General features: G+C 71.8%; 14 protein-coding genes. 5 read left to right on the forward strand and 9 right to left on the reverse strand.

Translation table 11 applies throughout. From position 1 onward, the window contains the following. Positions 1-11 precede the first annotated feature (11 nt). Both EDF23_RS10455 and EDF23_RS10460 read left to right on the forward strand, forming a co-directional pair. A complete protein-coding gene (locus EDF23_RS10455; protein WP_131921610.1) occupies positions 12-1,091 on the forward strand; it encodes a 3-oxoacyl-[acyl-carrier-protein] synthase III C-terminal domain-containing protein in 1,080 nt (359 codons plus the stop codon). Further along, positions 1,088-1,810 (forward strand): methyltransferase domain-containing protein, encoded by a 723-nt coding sequence (locus tag EDF23_RS10460; protein ID WP_131921611.1) that lies wholly within the window; start codon positions 1,088-1,090, stop codon positions 1,808-1,810. The genes EDF23_RS10455 and EDF23_RS10460 overlap by 4 nt, the downstream gene beginning before the upstream one ends. A gap of 3 nt (positions 1,811-1,813) precedes the next feature. Here the strand turns inward: EDF23_RS10460 and EDF23_RS10465 are convergent, their stop codons facing one another. Both EDF23_RS10465 and EDF23_RS10470 read right to left on the reverse strand, forming a co-directional pair. After that, a complete protein-coding gene (locus EDF23_RS10465) occupies positions 1,814-2,260 on the reverse strand; it encodes a cytotoxic translational repressor of toxin-antitoxin stability system (protein ID WP_185094268.1) in 447 nt (148 codons plus the stop codon). Beyond that, the gene (locus EDF23_RS10470) at positions 2,253-2,696 is read right to left on the reverse strand and encodes a prevent-host-death protein (RefSeq protein ID WP_131921612.1); all 444 of its coding nucleotides are present in this window, start codon (positions 2,694-2,696) and stop codon (positions 2,253-2,255) included. The genes EDF23_RS10465 and EDF23_RS10470 overlap by 8 nt, the downstream gene beginning before the upstream one ends. A 93-nt stretch (positions 2,697-2,789) precedes the next feature. Between EDF23_RS10470 and EDF23_RS10475 the strand changes: the two genes are divergently transcribed. Both EDF23_RS10475 and gap read left to right on the forward strand, forming a co-directional pair. After that, a complete protein-coding gene (locus EDF23_RS10475; protein ID WP_131921613.1) occupies positions 2,790-3,740 on the forward strand; it encodes a helix-turn-helix domain-containing protein in 951 nt (316 codons plus the stop codon). A 111-nt stretch (positions 3,741-3,851) separates the two neighbouring features. Next, positions 3,852-4,856, forward strand: coding sequence for a type I glyceraldehyde-3-phosphate dehydrogenase (gap, locus tag EDF23_RS10480; RefSeq protein WP_131921614.1), 1,005 nt, complete (start codon positions 3,852-3,854; stop codon positions 4,854-4,856). 186 nt (positions 4,857-5,042) lie between these two features. On the opposite strand, the gene EDF23_RS10485 is transcribed toward gap, so the two are convergent. The 7 genes from EDF23_RS10485 to EDF23_RS10515 form a co-directional block, all read right to left on the reverse strand. After that, positions 5,043-6,131 carry a BadF/BadG/BcrA/BcrD ATPase family protein gene (locus tag EDF23_RS10485; RefSeq protein WP_243648885.1) on the reverse strand — a complete coding sequence of 363 codons (1,089 nt, stop codon included), beginning with the start codon at positions 6,129-6,131 and terminating at the stop codon, positions 5,043-5,045. Further along, entirely contained in the window at positions 6,119-7,426 is a 1,308-nt protein-coding gene (locus EDF23_RS10490; protein ID WP_131921615.1) for a 6-phospho-beta-glucosidase, read from the reverse strand. Before EDF23_RS10490 ends, EDF23_RS10485 begins: the two co-directional genes overlap by 13 nt. Positions 7,427-7,434: 8 nt before the next feature. Beyond that, positions 7,435-8,325 carry a carbohydrate ABC transporter permease gene (locus EDF23_RS10495; RefSeq protein WP_131921616.1) on the reverse strand — a complete coding sequence of 297 codons (891 nt, stop codon included), beginning with the start codon at positions 8,323-8,325 and terminating at the stop codon, positions 7,435-7,437. Between the two features lie 25 nt (positions 8,326-8,350). Then, positions 8,351-9,394, reverse strand: coding sequence for a sugar ABC transporter permease (locus EDF23_RS10500; RefSeq protein WP_207895476.1), 1,044 nt, complete (start codon positions 9,392-9,394; stop codon positions 8,351-8,353). After that, the gene (locus EDF23_RS10505; protein WP_243648886.1) at positions 9,394-10,752 is read right to left on the reverse strand and encodes an extracellular solute-binding protein; all 1,359 of its coding nucleotides are present in this window, start codon (positions 10,750-10,752) and stop codon (positions 9,394-9,396) included. The genes EDF23_RS10500 and EDF23_RS10505 overlap by 1 nt, the downstream gene beginning before the upstream one ends. Positions 10,753-10,862: 110 nt before the next feature. Next, entirely contained in the window at positions 10,863-12,104 is a 1,242-nt protein-coding gene (locus tag EDF23_RS10510; RefSeq protein WP_131878402.1) for an ROK family transcriptional regulator, read from the reverse strand. A 137-nt stretch (positions 12,105-12,241) separates the two neighbouring features. Continuing rightward, positions 12,242-13,291 (reverse strand): alcohol dehydrogenase catalytic domain-containing protein, encoded by a 1,050-nt coding sequence (locus EDF23_RS10515; RefSeq protein WP_123673174.1) that lies wholly within the window; start codon positions 13,289-13,291, stop codon positions 12,242-12,244. A gap of 78 nt (positions 13,292-13,369) precedes the next feature. Here EDF23_RS10515 and EDF23_RS10520 point away from each other — a divergent pair, with 78 nt between their 5' ends. Beyond that, on the forward strand, positions 13,370-14,314 hold the full coding sequence (locus tag EDF23_RS10520; RefSeq protein ID WP_123340804.1) for a DUF3097 domain-containing protein: 945 nt from the start codon (positions 13,370-13,372) through the stop codon (positions 14,312-14,314). The last annotated feature ends 41 nt before the right edge of the window (positions 14,315-14,355 follow it).

Genomic DNA, 14,355 nt, shown 5'->3' on the forward strand with positions numbered 1-14,355 from the left:
CAGGATGAGTCGTGTCCGCAACGATCCGCGCCATCGGAACCGCCGTCCCGGAGACGACGCTCGAGCAGGCTGCCGTGCGAGACCTCTTCGCTGCGCAGCCCGAGCTCGGTCGTCTCGGCCGGCGGCTCGTCCCCGCAGCCTTCGACGCCTCGGCGGTCGAGCACCGGCACACCGTGCTGGCCGAACTCGACCGGAGCCGTCCAGCGGGCGCGTTCCGCGACACGGACGGCGCGCTGCACTCGCCCTCGACGGGCACCCGCAACGACCGCTACCGCGAGCTCGCGCCGCCGCTCTTCGTCGAGGCTGCTCGTGACGCGTTGGCCCGCGCAGACGTCGACGCGGCCGCGGTCACGCACGTCGTCACGGTGTCGTGCACCGGCTTCACGCAGCCCGGCCCGGACCTGGACATCGTGACCGAGCTCCGCCTGCGCCGTGACGTCTTCCGCCACCACATCGGGTTCATGGGGTGCTGCGCGGCGTTCCCGGCGCTCCGGATCGCGGCCGCGTTCGCCGAGGCCGACCCGGCCGCGGTCGTGCTGGTCGTCTGCGCCGAGCTCTGCACCCTGCACGTCCGCGCGAGCGACGACCCGGACCAGATCGTCGCGAACAGCGTCTTCGGGGACGGTGCCGCCGCCGTCGTGGTCACCGCCGACGGCCCCGGCCTGCGCCTCGACGCGTTCGCCACCGCCGTCGTGCCCGAGAGCGCCGGCGAGATGGCCTGGAACATCGGCGACGAGGGCTTCGAGATGGTCCTGAGCACCGCCGTGCCCAAGCTCGTCGGCACGAGCGTCGCCGAAGCCGTCGCGTCGCTGCTCGACGGTCCCGCCGCCGACGTGCCGGTGTGGGCCGTGCACCCCGGTGGCCGCGCGATCCTCGACCGCACGCAGCAGGCGCTCGACCTGCCGGACACGGCGATCGCGGCGAGCCGGACGGTGCTGCGCGACCACGGGAACATGTCGAGCGCGACCGTGCTGTTCGTGCTCCGCGAGGCCCTCGACGCCGGGATCCCGGACGGTGCTGCCGTCGTGGCGCTCGCCTTCGGCCCCGGTCTCACGGTCGAGAGTGCGCGACTGACCATGGTGCGCACGTGAGCCGTCCCGACGGCGGCTCCACGGGCCTCCCGGTCCTCGACCTGCGCACGCGCGCGGTCGACCTGACCGAACTCATGGACGACCCGGACTGCGACCCGCGCGCGCTCGCGCGGACCTTCCGGCGCTTCGCGCTCGTCAACGCCCTGGTGAGCGGCTGGCGTTCGGCGTGGCGGACCCACGTCGTACCGGCTCTGCCGGTGCACGGCCGCGCCCGGGTCCTCGACCTCGGGTGCGGCGGCGGCGACCTGGCCCGGGCCGTCGTGCGGTGGGCGGCGAGCGACGGGTTCGACGTCGAGGTCGTCGGGGTCGACCCGGACCCGCGGGCGATCGACGCGGCGAACCGACGGGCACCGCGGGGTGTCACCTTCCGGCAGCAGTCGAGCGGTGACCTGGTGACGGCGGGCGAGCGGTTCGACGTCGTGGTGTCGAACCACGTCCTGCACCACCTGGGCGACGACGAGCGGAACGGGTTCCTGGCGGACTCGGAGGCGCTCGCGTCGGGTCGCAGCGTGCACTCGGACATCCGTCGGTCACGCGAGGCCTACCGGGCGTACGCGCTGGCGTCGCCGCTGGTGTCCGCGGGGACCTTCGTCCGGGTCGACGGCCTGCGGTCGATCCGCCGGTCCTTCACGCTGGCGGAACTGCGGGACTCGTTGCCGAGCGGGTGGCGAGCGGAACGGGCATCGCCGCACCGGGTGCTGGCCGTCCGCGACGCCTGACGGTCAGGACGGCTCGGCCGCCCGGCGCAGGAGCTCGGCGTGGAGTTCGGCAGCGCCGGCGGGTCCGAGATCGAGGATCTCCGACTCGGGCACACCGAGGTCGTGGAGTGCCCGCACGAGGTACAGCGGGAGGGCGTTCGCGGGCGCCTGGTGCACGGGGCTGCCCCGGTCCGGCAGCGTGCCGTCGTCGACGCAGCGCCAGAAGGCCGGTGCATCGACCTGCAGCTGGTGGCGCAGGACGTGCGCCCACATGCGCGCACCGTAGGTCGACCGGTCGACGGGCTTCGAGATCCGGGTGCGCAGGACGCGTGCGTCCCAGAGCACGAGCTCGTAGGTGCGATGGTGCCGGACGGGCTGACCGGTGGCGCCGCGCACCAGTGTCCAGCGCTCGGTCGTGCAGAACGTGTCGTGGTGCTCGCGGTTCGGAGCAGGGTGCCTCGGGCTACTCACCGCCGCGCTCCAACCAGTCGCGCAGTTCGGCGTCCGTGGACAGCTTGACCAGCTGGACGAGCGCCCACGCGTCGTGGTGGTTCGGGGCGTGCTGGAGACGGTCTTCCCAGTCGACCGCGTACTCCCGCAGCGACAGGGCGAGGTCGTCGAGTGCGTCGTCGACGTCCGTTCCCTGGGCGACGAACGGGCGCCCCTCCATGAGGGCGATGACCGCGCCGGCCTCGCGGAAGACACTGACCCGCGGGGAGACGGTCCGGAAGAAGTAGTCGCGAAGCCGGTCGACGGGCAGCATCGCGGAGACGGCGCCGTCGCGGGCGACCGTCACGGTGCGGCCGGTCGCGGTGGCGTCGAGCATGTCCTTGAAGTGCTCGCGGGCACGCGAGTACGTGGGGTAGTCGGCTGCGATGGGCACGAGGGCCTCCGGTGAGTACGGCACGTACGGAGCGTACGTGGTGTGCTGATCCTAGGGGAGGGGGCTGACAGATCTGTGGAGAACGCGAGGGTGACGTGTTCGGCTAGCGTCGCCGGTATGGCCCGGACCCCACTGCACCGCGTCGCGGTCCTGGTCCTCGACGGCGCGAAACCGCTCGACGTCGGGATCCCCGCGCAGGTGTTCTCGAACCGGCCGAGCATGCCCTACGAGGTGCGGGTCTGCGGCCCCCGGGTCGGTCGGATCACCGGCGGCGACGGGTTGGCCTACGCGGTCGACCACGGGCTGGAGGCACTGGACTGGGCGGAGACCGTCTTCGTGCCCGGCTACCGCCGCCCGTCGGACTCGGCGCCGCCGGCCGACGTCGTCGCGGCACTCGCGCGGGCCCACGAGCGCGGCGTCCGCATCGCGGCGATCTCCACCGGAGCGTTCGCGCTCGCGGCAGCCGGGCTGCTCGACGGCCGCCGCGCGACGACGCACTGGCACTACACGCGGGTGCTCCGTGAGCGGTACCCCGAGGTGGACGTCGACGAGGACGTGCTGTTCGTCGACGCGGGCTCGGTGCTGACCAGTGCCGGCGCCGCGAGCGGGATCGACCTGTGCCTGCACATCGTCCGACAGGACCACGGCGTGGCGCTGTCGAACCACGTCGCCCGACGGCTCGTCAGCGCCCCGTACCGCAGCGGCGGCCAGGCGCAGTACGTGCCGCGGAGCGTGCCCGAACCGCTCGGCGACGTGTTCGCCGACACCCGGGAGTGGGCGCTCCGGCACCTCGCCGAGCCGCTCACGCTCGAAGCGCTCGCGCGCAATGCCACGGTGTCGACCCGGACGTTCTCACGCCGGTTCGTGGAGGACACCGGGTACACGCCGATGCAGTGGGTGCTGCGGGCGCGCGTCGACCTCGCCCGGGAGCTCCTGGAGCAGTCCGACCTCGGCGTCGACCAGGTGGCCGAACGAGCGGGCCTCGGTTCCGACGCGAACCTGCGGACGCACTTCCGGCGGATCCTCGGGACCTCGCCCACCGAGTACCGCCGGACGTTCCAGGACTGACCGCGCCGACGCGGCGGTGGTGGCGACATCCTTTCGGACGCTGGCTTCCCTGCCACTGGAGCCGTGCCTCCCGGCCCGTGAGCATGGACCACGGAACGAAAGGAACTCCACATGACCCGCATCGCCATCAACGGCTTCGGCCGCATCGGCCGCAACACGCTCCGCGCCCTGCTCGCACGGGGCGGTGACGACCTCGAGGTCGTCGCCGTGAACGACCTGACCGCCCCCGACACACTCGCGCACCTGTTCCGCTACGACTCCGCCCTCGGGCCGTTCGACGGCACCGTCGAGGTCGACGGCGACACGCTCGTCATCGACGGCCGCCGCGTCCGCGTGCTCGCATCGACGTCGCCGGCGGACCTGCCCTGGGCCGAACTCGGCGTCGAGGTCGTCCTCGAGTCCACCGGACGCTTCACCGCACGCGACGCGGCAGCCGGGCACCTGACCGCCGGCGCCCGACGGGTCCTCATCAGTGCGCCGGCCACCGGAGCGGACGCCACCATCGCGTACGGCGTGAACTCGGACACGTTCAACCCGGCCGTGCACACGGTGATCTCGAACGCATCGTGCACGACCAACGCGCTCGCACCCCTGGCGTCGGTGCTCGACGACCTGGCGGGGATCGAACACGGGTTCATGACCACCGTGCACGCGTACACGCAGGAGCAGAACCTGCAGGACGGGCCGCACCGTGATCTGCGTCGGGCCCGCGCTGCCGGCGTGAACATCGTGCCGACGACGACCGGGGCTGCCAAGGCCATCGGGCTGGTGCTGCCCCGCCTGGAGGGCAAGCTGTCCGGTGACGCCATCCGCGTGCCGGTGCCCGTCGGGTCGATCGTCGAGCTGAACACCGTCGTGTCGCGGGACGTGACCGTGGACGAGGTGAACGAGGCATACCGCGCCGCGGCTGCCGGTCCGCTCGCCGGGGTCCTGGCGTTCACGGTGGACCCGCTCGTGTCGACGGACATCACCGGGCGGCCGGAGTCGAGCATCTTCGACTCGCTGCTCACCCGCGTCGACGAGGGCCGGCACGTGAAGGTCGTCGCCTGGTACGACAACGAGTGGGGCTTCTCGAACCGCGTGGTCGACACGCTCGGGATGCTGGCGCGGGCGTAGGCCGCGGCCGGTCGGACTGGAGGCGCGGCGCGGGCTGGCGCCGCGCCTCCGGTCCGGTCGTGGTCACGTTTCGGGCTGTGCGACAGTTCACGGGACCGGGCGGCCGTGAGCTGTCGCTGAGCGCGAAATCTCGCGGCGGGCGGGCGGGCGCGCCGCGCGCCCGCCGCGCCCGCGCCCGCGCGCGCGTCAGCGGATCAGCGCGGTCGTGCTCGCGAAGGCACGGGAGCGCACGGCCTCGCGGTACCGCTCGAGCGCCGCGTCGTCGGCACCGACCGACTCCAGCGCCGCCAGCCCCGCGCCGAGCACCGGGGGATCGGTCACCCAGGTCGGCACCGCTCCGGGGACCCGGGCAGCGAGCCCGTCGACGACACCGTCCACGAGCAACGGGTGCCGAGCAGCGAGCACCCCGCCCCCGAGCACGACGGGCACCGGGTCGGCCACCGAACCTCCGAGGCCCAACCGCTCGAGCGCGACCGCGGCGAGCAGGACGATCTCCTCCGCCTGCCGCTCCACGACGCCCCGGGCCACCGCGTCGCCGGCTCCGGCCACGTCGAACAGCACCGGGCAGAGCCGGTTGAACACGCGCTGGTCCAAGCGGCCGAAGTGGATGGCCTCGGTGACCTCGCGGACGCTGCGCAGGCCCACCGCCGCCGGCACCGCGCCGACCAACGCCGTCGCCGGGCCGCGACCGTCGTCGGCCCGAGCCGCGTGCCAGAGCGCCCGGTTGCCGAGCCACGCGCCGCCACCCCAGTCGCCGGAGACGTCCCCGATGGCCGGGAACCGTGCGGTCGTGCCGTCGGCCCGCACCGCGAGGGCGTTGATCCCGGTGCCGCACACCACGGCCGCTGCGTCGGGGGACAGGGTGCCGGCCCGCAGCAGGGCGAACAGGTCGTTGTCCAGGACGTGTGGTTCGCCGCCGTCCTCGGCCCAGTGCGCGAGGGCCGCGGTCGCCGCGACGAGCTCGTCGTGCAGGTCGAGCCCGGCCAGGTACACGTGCGTCGTCCGGATGCGCCGGTCGCCCAGCTCGCTGACGACCCGCGCTCGGACGTCGTCGAGGATCGGGCCGGCGAGGTCCCAGCCCCGCGTCTGCGGGTTCGACCCCGGACCGCGTGCGTGCCCGACGATGGTCCCGTCGAGTGTGATCGCGACGACGTCGGTCTTGCTCCCGCCGCCGTCGACGGCGAGCACGACGTCGGTCGCGTCCGGTGGGACCGGCGCGGGCGGACGGGAGGCTCGGGCCGGGCCCGCCTCGCCGGTCCGGCTCAGCCCGCCCACGTCACCTGCTCCGATCGCGCCCACGGGATGTGTTCCGCGTTCGCGGCCAGGAGCAGGTCGGTGAGCTGCTCCGCCTTGTCCACCTGCCCCACGAGCGGGTGCGCCCACATCGCACGGAGCACCCGGTCGCGGCCGCCGTGCACCGCGGCGTCGAGCGCGAGCCGCTCGTACCCGGCGACGTGCGACACGAGACCGACCATGTCCGGGTCGAGCGGGGAGACCGGCAACGGCGTGATCGCCTGGCGGGTGACGCGCGACGGCACCTCGATGACGTGGTCGTCCGGCAGGAACGGGAACGTGCCGTCGTTCCGCACGTTCAGGACCTGCACGTCGCCGCGGTCGCCCAGGATCGAGGACAGCACGTCGATCGCCGCCTCGGAGTAGTAGGCGCCGCCGCGCTGCTCGAGTTCGGCGGGCTTCGTCACGACGGACTCGTCGGCGTACTTCGCGAGCAGGGCCCGCTCGGTCTCCATGACGGCCTCGGCACGGGTGGGCTCGTGCAGCTGCTCCTGCAGCACGATGTCGTGCGAGTAGAAGTACCGCAGGTAGTACGAGGGGATCGCGTGCTGCAGACGGAGGAGGTCCGGGTGCATGTGCACGCTCTCCGCCGTCCGGCCGAGGACGCCGTCCGACTCGGCGAGCAGGTCCGCCATGACGTCGCGCTCGACGCCGTCCGCGCCCGTGACGTGCACGCCGCGCTCCCACGTCAGGTGGTTCAGGCCGACGTGGTCGAGCCGGACGTGGTCGGGGGCAACGCCGAACTCCTTCGCGAAGCGGCGCTGGAACCCGATCGCGACGTTGCACAGTCCGACGGCGCGGTGTCCGGCCTCGAGCAGGGCGCGGGTGACGATGCCGACGGGGTTGGTGAAGTCGACGATCCAGGCGTCCGGCTTGGCGTGCTTCCGGACGAGTTCGGCGTACTCGAGGACCACGGGCACGGTGCGGAGCGCCTTCGCGAACCCGCCCGGACCGGTGGTCTCCTGCCCGATGCAGCACGCTTCGTGCGGCCACGTCTCGTCCTGCTGCCGTGCGGCCTGCCCGCCGATGCGGAGCTGGAACATGACGGCATCGGCGTCGGTGACCCCGGCGACGACGTCGTCGGTGACGTGGATCGTGCCGGGGTGTCCGGCGTGCGCGAACATCCGCTTGGCGACACCGCCGACGAGTTCGCGGCGCACCGGGTCGGGGTCGACGAGCCAGAGCTCGTCGATGGGGAGCTGGTCGCGGAGCCGGGCGAAGCCGTCCACGAGTTCGGGGGTGTAGGTGGATCCGCCACCGACGACTGTGAGTTTCACTGGAGCTGCTATCCCTTCACGCCGGTGAGCGCGATGCCCTCGACGAATGCCTTCTGTGCGAAGAAGAAGATGATGACGACGGGGACCATGACGACGACGGTCATCGCCATCGTCATCGACCAGTCGGTGCCGTGCTGCCCGCGGAACGTGGCGAGCCCGTACGCCACCGGCCAGGCGGCCTGGTTCTCGGACGCGTACAGGAGCGGGCCGTAGTAGTCGTTCCACGAGTGGAAGAACATGAAGATCGCCGCCGACGCGATGCCCGGGCGGGCCATCGGGACGACCACGCGCCAGAGCACGCCCCACTCGCTGCAGCCGTCCATGCGGGCGGCGTCGCCGTACTCCTTCGGGATGGTCATGAAGAACTGGCGGAGCAGGAAGATGCTGAAGGCGTCGCCGAGGAGGTTCGGCAGGATGAGCGGCCACAGGGTGCCGGTCAGGTGCAGGTGCGACCACATCACGTAGACCGGCACCGCGGTGACCTGCGGCGGCAGGAGCATCGCGACGATGATCACCGTGAAGATCAGGTTCGCGCCCCTGAACTTGATCTGGGCGAGCGCGTAGGCCGCCGGCACCGAGCTGAGGAGCATGAACGCGGTGGCGAGGACGGCGTACATCGACGAGTTGCCGAACCACTGCGTGAGCGGCAGCTCGGTGAACACCCGCGCGTAGTTCGAGAAGTCGAACGGCCGGGGCACGATCGACGCCGTGAGGGCCTGGTTGCTCGACATCAGCGAGGTCAGGACCACGAACACGATCGGGGCGATGGTCAGGACGCCGAGGGCCACCAGGGCGGCGTGCTCGGCGATCCACACGAGCGTGCGGCCACGCGGCCTGCCGGTGCGGGGAGCTGGACCCCGTGGCGCCCGGGCGAGCGGGGACTGGGAGACGGCGGTCATCAGGACTCCTCCGGCCGGGCAGTGTTCATTGGTCGGCCTCCGGCCTGAATACAGAAATTCGACGCATCGTGAAGACGAGCACCACCGCGGTGATCACGAACAGGACCACGGCCATGGCGGACGCGTAGCCGAACTGGAAGTTCGCGAACCCGTGCTGGTAGAGCAGCTCGGTGTACGTGAGCAGCGAGGTGCCCGGGTAGCCGAGCTGGGCGGCGGTCCCGCCACCGATCGTCGCCTTGCCGCTCGCGACGCCCGAGGCGACGGCCGCCTCGGTGAAGTACTGCAGCGCGGCGATCACCCCCGTCACGGCGGCGAACCCGATCACCGGGGCGATCGTCGGCAGGGTGATGTGCCGGACCTGCTGGACGCCGTTCGCACCGTCGAGCGACGCGGCCTCGTACAGGTCGCGCGGCACGTCGAGCAGCGACGCCAGGAAGATGATCATGATGTCGCCCATCACCCAGACGCCCAGGATCACGAGCGACGGCTTCGACCACGCCGGGTCGTTGAACCACAGCGGGCCGTCGATGCCGAAGACCCGGAGGATCTGGTTCACCGGCCCGGTGCCCGGGTTGAAGAGGAAGACGAACGCCACGACGCTCGCGACCGGCGGGACGAGGGCGGGCAGGTAGAACAGCGTCCGCCAGAACCCGGTGGCCGTCTTGGCCCGGCTGAGCAGCCCGGCGACCAGGAGTCCGCACACGATCCGGACCGGTACCAGGATGACGACGAACCACAGCGTGTTCACGACCGCGGGCCCGATCTGCGGGTCCTGGGTGAACAGGAACTTGTAGTTCAGCAGCCCGACGAACTCGGGCTCCTGCAGCTGGTTGTAGCGCGTGAACGAGTAGAAGATCGACGCGACGAGCGGGTAGGCGAAGAAGATCACCAGGCCCGCAAGGGCCGGCGCGAGCATCGTCAGGGCGACGAGGCGGCGCCGGGACTCTGCGGAGCGGGGCCGACGTCGCGGAGCCGTCGGGGGCACCGGACCGGACCCCGTCGGGCCCGTGGGCCGGGCGGCGCGGGCGAGCCGCGCCTCCCGGCCGGTCGTCTTGGTGGTGAGGCTCATCACGGACCAGCCAGCTGGTTCGCGTTGTCGATGTCGGAGTCCAGCTTCTTCAGCTTCGCGTCGAGGTCGCCGCCGTTCTGCTGGTAGGCCTGCCAGAACTTCGTGAAGGTGCCGATGTAGGCGGCACCGTCCGCGGTGCCCGGCGAGGTCATCGTGTCCTCGTTGCCCGCGACGTCGACGAAGGTCTTGTAGTTCTCGTCGACCTCGAGGTCGGGGGACTCCAGCGCCGAGGTGAGCGTCGGGATGTTCTTCAGACCGTTGCCCATCGTGACCTGCGCGTCGGTGTTGGTGGACAGGTACTTCAGGAGCGCCCACGACAGCTCGGGGTTCTTGGACCCCTTCGCGATGCCCGCGACGTTGCCCGCGATGTACGTCGAGCCGTAGTTGCCGAGGCCGTCCATCACCGGGGTCGGGGACGTGCCGTAGTCGAGGTCCGGCTTCTGGTCCTTGAGGAACGCCGTGCGGTACTCGCCGTCGATCTGCATCGCGACCTGCCCGGTCTGGAACGCGTTGTCGGCCGCGAACTCCTGCCCGAGGCCGGACGTGAAGGCCTTGAGCTTGTCGTAGCCGATCTCGTCGACGAAGCCCTTCTGCCAGGTGATGAGCTTCTTCCACGCGTCGGACGTGCCGATCACGCTGTTGCCGTCCTTGTCGAGCCACGAGCCGTCGACCATCGGCGCCCAGTGCTCGGGCGAGTTCTCGTAGAAGTCGATGAGCGGGTTGAAGCCGAGCTGCTTGATGGAGCCGTCGGCGTTGTACGTCGTCAGCTTCAGTGCGTCGGTCTTCAGCTCGTCCAGGGTCTTCGGCGGAGTCGTGATGCCCGCCTTCTCGAGCAGCGGCTTGTTGTACATCAGGGCGCTGACGTCGGCGAGGGCCGGCAGGGTGCAGCGCGTGCCCTTGTACTGCGTGTAGGACTGCACCGCCTTCGGGATGTCGGACAGGTCGACCTTGTCGCGCTTGATGTACGGCGACAGATCGCGGAAGGCACCCGAGGAGCAGAAGCTGCCGACGATGGCGGTCGAGTACGACAGACCCACGTCGATGTTCTGGCCGGACGAGATCGCCTTCTGCAGCTTCTCGTCGTCCTGACCGGCGTGGATGTCGACGGTGACGTCGGGGTTGGCCTTCTCGAAGCCCTCGACGGCGGTCTTCACGACGCCGGCTTCACGGCCGGTGAAGAAGTGCCACAGGGACACGGTGCCCTTGAGCTCCTTCGGGGCGCTCTTCTCGATCGAGTCGGCGCTGCTGCCGGAGCTGCAGCCGGCGACGACGAGTGCGCCGACGGCGGCGACGGCCGTGGCGGTGGCGATGCGGCGGAACACCCGGCGGCGCGGGACGTTCGGTTCGGGGAGGGACAAGGCGGTACTCGCTCTCTGGTCTCGCTCCGGCGCGCCGAGGATTCCGGGCGCGACGAAGAGCCCTGTGACAGGGCTGGGTGATGGTGCCTCGAGTGGTGCGGGTGGAACGTTCAGGGGCGCTCGACGGGGTCCGGCGTCGGGGCATCGTCACTGATGCGCTCGAGCCGGTCCGCGAGCGCGGTGCGGACGACGTCGATGAGGACGTGCCGCGCACCGTGCAGGACGGGGGTGTCGGGGACGCCGGGCGCGACCACGGCGGTGGACCAGCGCGAGCGGGTCCGGAGCCAGGCGGTCACGGCGGCGGCCAGGGCGGGGCCACCGGCGATCCCGGTCGGGCCGTGCAGGACGACCGTCTCGGGATCGGCCACGGCGAGGGCGGGGAGCACGTTGTGCCCGACGCGCTCGCCGAGGGCGACGGTGAAGGGGTGCTGCTCGGGCAGGCCGGGCAGTTGCGGGAGCACCTGGCGCCAGTCGGCTGCGGTGCCGTCCGGTGCCGTGATCCCGTGCTCGGCGGCCAGGGCGATGATCGCGGACTCGGAGATGAGGTCCGCGACGATCGTGGCCGTCGGGTCGATGGAGCGTGCGTCGGCGGGCACGCTGAGGTAGCCGATCTCCCCCGCGGCACCGGAGGCGCCGGTGTGCAGGTGACCGTGCAGGTCGAGGGCCATGCCGAGGCCCTCGGCCATCCAGAAGAGCGCGAACGACCCGGGTGCTCGACCGGCCCCCATGTTGCGTTCGGCGATGGCGGCGAGGTTGGCGTCGTTCTCGACGACGACGTGGACCCCGAGCTCGGCGGAGAGGGTCGCGCTGACCTGCTCGCGGGGCCAGCCGGGCAGTCCGTCGGTGAAGATGAGGGTGTCGGTGGCGTGGTCGACACTCGCCTGCACACCCACCGCGACGGCGGTGACGAGCTCGGGGTCCACACCGGCCGCGGCGGCTGCGCGGGAGATCGCGGCGGCGACGATGTCGGCGCCGGGGGAGCGCACCTCGGCCTCGGACATCCGGTGCGTGGCGACCGGGAACGTGCGACCGGCGGCGTCCACCACGGTCGACCGGACGTCGACGAGCTGGACGTCCACCGCGACACCGAGGTCGCGGTCGGTGATCGCTTCGTACACGACGGCGCTCGGCCCGCGGCGCCCGGCATGCGTGTCCGTGCCGGCCTGGCGGATGAGCGCAGTCGACTCGAGCCGACGGATGATCTCAGCGGCGGTGGGCTTGCTGAGCCCGGTGCGCTGCGCGATCTCGTTGCGGGTGAGCGGGCCGTCGTCGAGCAGCAGCTCGAGGGCCGCCCGGTCGTTCAGGACGCGCAGCAGACCGGGCTGGCCGGGGGTGCGTCCTCGTGTGGTCATGTCGAGGACTGTAACGGACAACCTTCTTTACTGAAAGGTTTGTTTACCGATTCGAAACACGCGTTCTGCTGCGCGAAACGTGCCGCCCCGACGGAGGTGCGCCGGACGCCGGCCGGGTGCCCGCGAGCGACCGGCGCCTACGGCCGCAGCAGCACCTTGATCGCCCGACGCTCGTCCATCGCCCGGTACGCCTCGGCGGCCTCGTCGAGCGGCAGCTCGAGGTCGAACACGCGCCCGGGGTCGATCGCTCCGGACAGCACGTCGGGCAGCAGCTCCGGGATGTACTTCCGTGCCGGCGCCATCCCGCCCGCGACGGCGATGTTCGTGTCGAAGAGGTAGCGCGTCCCGATGGTCGGCACGCCGTGCGGGACCCCGACGAAGCCGAGGTTGCCGCCCGCGCGCACCGAGTGCAGCGCCTGGTCCATGCTCTCCTCGGTGCCGACGGCCTCGACCGCGCAGTCAGCCAGGTCGCCGCCGAGCAGCTCGCGGATCGCCGCGACGCCCTCCTCGCCGCGCTCGGACACGATGTCCGTCGCGCCGAACTCGCGTGCCAGCGCCTGGCGATCGGCGTGCCGGCTCATTGCGATGATGCGCTCGGCGCCGAGTCGCTTCGACGCGAGCACGGCGGACAGGCCGACCGCGCCGTCGCCGACCACCACGACGGTCTTGCCCGGACCGACCGCCGCCGACACCGCGGCGTGGTGCCCGGTGGAGAAGACGTCGGACAGGGTCAGCAGCGACGGCACGAGCGCCGGGTCGACGGGGCCGGGCACCGCGACGAGGGTCGCCGACGCGTCCGGGATGCGGACGTACTCGGCCTGCGCGCCGCCGACCGGGTCGCCGTACGCGTCCTTCCCGCCGAAGCCGGACAGGTGGTCGCAGCCGCTGGTCATCCCGTGGCGGCAGGCCTGGCAGGTGCCGTCGTTCATGGTGAAGGGGGAGATCACGAAGTCGCCCTCGTGCAGGTCGGTGACCGCGTCGCCGACGGCGACGACCTCGCCGACGAGTTCGTGCCCGATCGGCCGGGGCTCCTTCGTCTTCGTGACGCCGCGGTACGGCCACAGGTCCGAGCCGCACACGCACGCGGCGACGACCTTGACGACGACGTCCTTCGGGGTGAGCACCGAGGGACGGTCGCGCTCCTCGACGCGGATGTCGTTCGGGGCGTGGATGATCGCTGCGCGCACGGGAGGCCTTCCGTCGAGATGGTGGGTGTCGGCGCGGTCGACGTCGTCCGGGCCGACGTCGACAGTACCCTCGTGCGGGTGGACGACGACCGGTACGGCGGGGACGTGCTCTCGGGAGACTGGCGCTCCCGCGGGGTGAAGAAGGTGCGGCAGGTGCCGCTCGAACGCGACATGGTGCTCGAGGACCCGGACTCCGGGTGGGCCGGTGCCGTCGTCGGACTCGAGGCGGGCAACATCGCACTCGAGGACTGGAAGGGCCGCACCCGTTCCTTCCCCTTCACCGGGCAGTTCCTGCTCGAGGGCGAGCTCGTCACACTGGGCCGCCCGCAGGCGCCGGTCGGCCGGTCTGCCGCAGCTGCTGCCGGCTCGCCGGGTTCGCTGGGTTCCGTTCACTCGGACTGGAGGCCCGGGGCCGCGCCCGCCGTGCGGCAGGCGTCCGACGGCGGTCGCCTCCGCACCGCGTCCGGATCCTTCGCGGTGGAGTCGCAGCGTGCCCGGGTGGCTCTGCCCTCGCGCATCATGGTCGAGGGCAAGCACGACGCTGAGCTCGTCGAGAAGGTCTGGGGAACCGACCTGCGCGTCGAGGGCGTCGTCGTCGAGGAGCTCTCCGGCGTCGACAACCTCGCTTCGGTGCTCGATGAGTTCCAGCCCTCGCGAGACCGACGCGTCGGCGTGCTCGTCGACCACCTGGTGCCCGGGTCGAAGGAGTCCCGCTTCGCCGAGGCAGTGATGCGCGGCAAGTGGGGCGCGCACGTGCTCGTCGTCGGGCACCCGTTCGTCGACGTCTGGCAGTCCGTGAAGCCCGCCCGCGTCGGACTGCAGGCCTGGCCGACGATCCCGCGGTCGATCGAGTGGAAGAAGGGGATCTGCCAGGCGCTCGGGTGGCCGAACGCCGAGCAGGCCGACATCGCGCGGGCGTGGCAGCGGATCCTCGGGCAGGTGCGCACCTTCGCCGATCTCGAGCCGCAGCTGCTCGGCCGTGTCGAGGAGCTCATCGACTTCGTGACGGAACCGAAGGCCTGAGAACCCGGCCGTTCTGGGCAGGCGCGCGGAATGAGCGGGTG

Source organism: Curtobacterium sp. PhB128 (assembly GCF_004340725.1).
GTDB lineage: Bacteria > Actinomycetota > Actinomycetes > Actinomycetales > Microbacteriaceae > Curtobacterium.

Excerpts from the sequence above, each read along its gene's own strand:
- EDF23_RS10475 (WP_131921613.1), top strand. The coding sequence starts at position 2,790 with ATGGCCCGGACCCCACTGCACCGCGTCGCGGTCCTGGTCCTCGACGGC.
- gap (WP_131921614.1), top strand. The coding sequence starts at position 3,852 with ATGACCCGCATCGCCATCAACGGCTTCGGCCGCATCGGCCGCAACACG.
- EDF23_RS10495 (WP_131921616.1), bottom strand. The coding sequence starts at position 8,325 with ATGACCGCCGTCTCCCAGTCCCCGCTCGCCCGGGCGCCACGGGGTCCA.
- EDF23_RS10500 (WP_207895476.1), bottom strand. The coding sequence starts at position 9,394 with ATGAGCCTCACCACCAAGACGACCGGCCGGGAGGCGCGGCTCGCCCGC.
- EDF23_RS10510 (WP_131878402.1), bottom strand. The coding sequence starts at position 12,104 with ATGACCACACGAGGACGCACCCCCGGCCAGCCCGGTCTGCTGCGCGTC.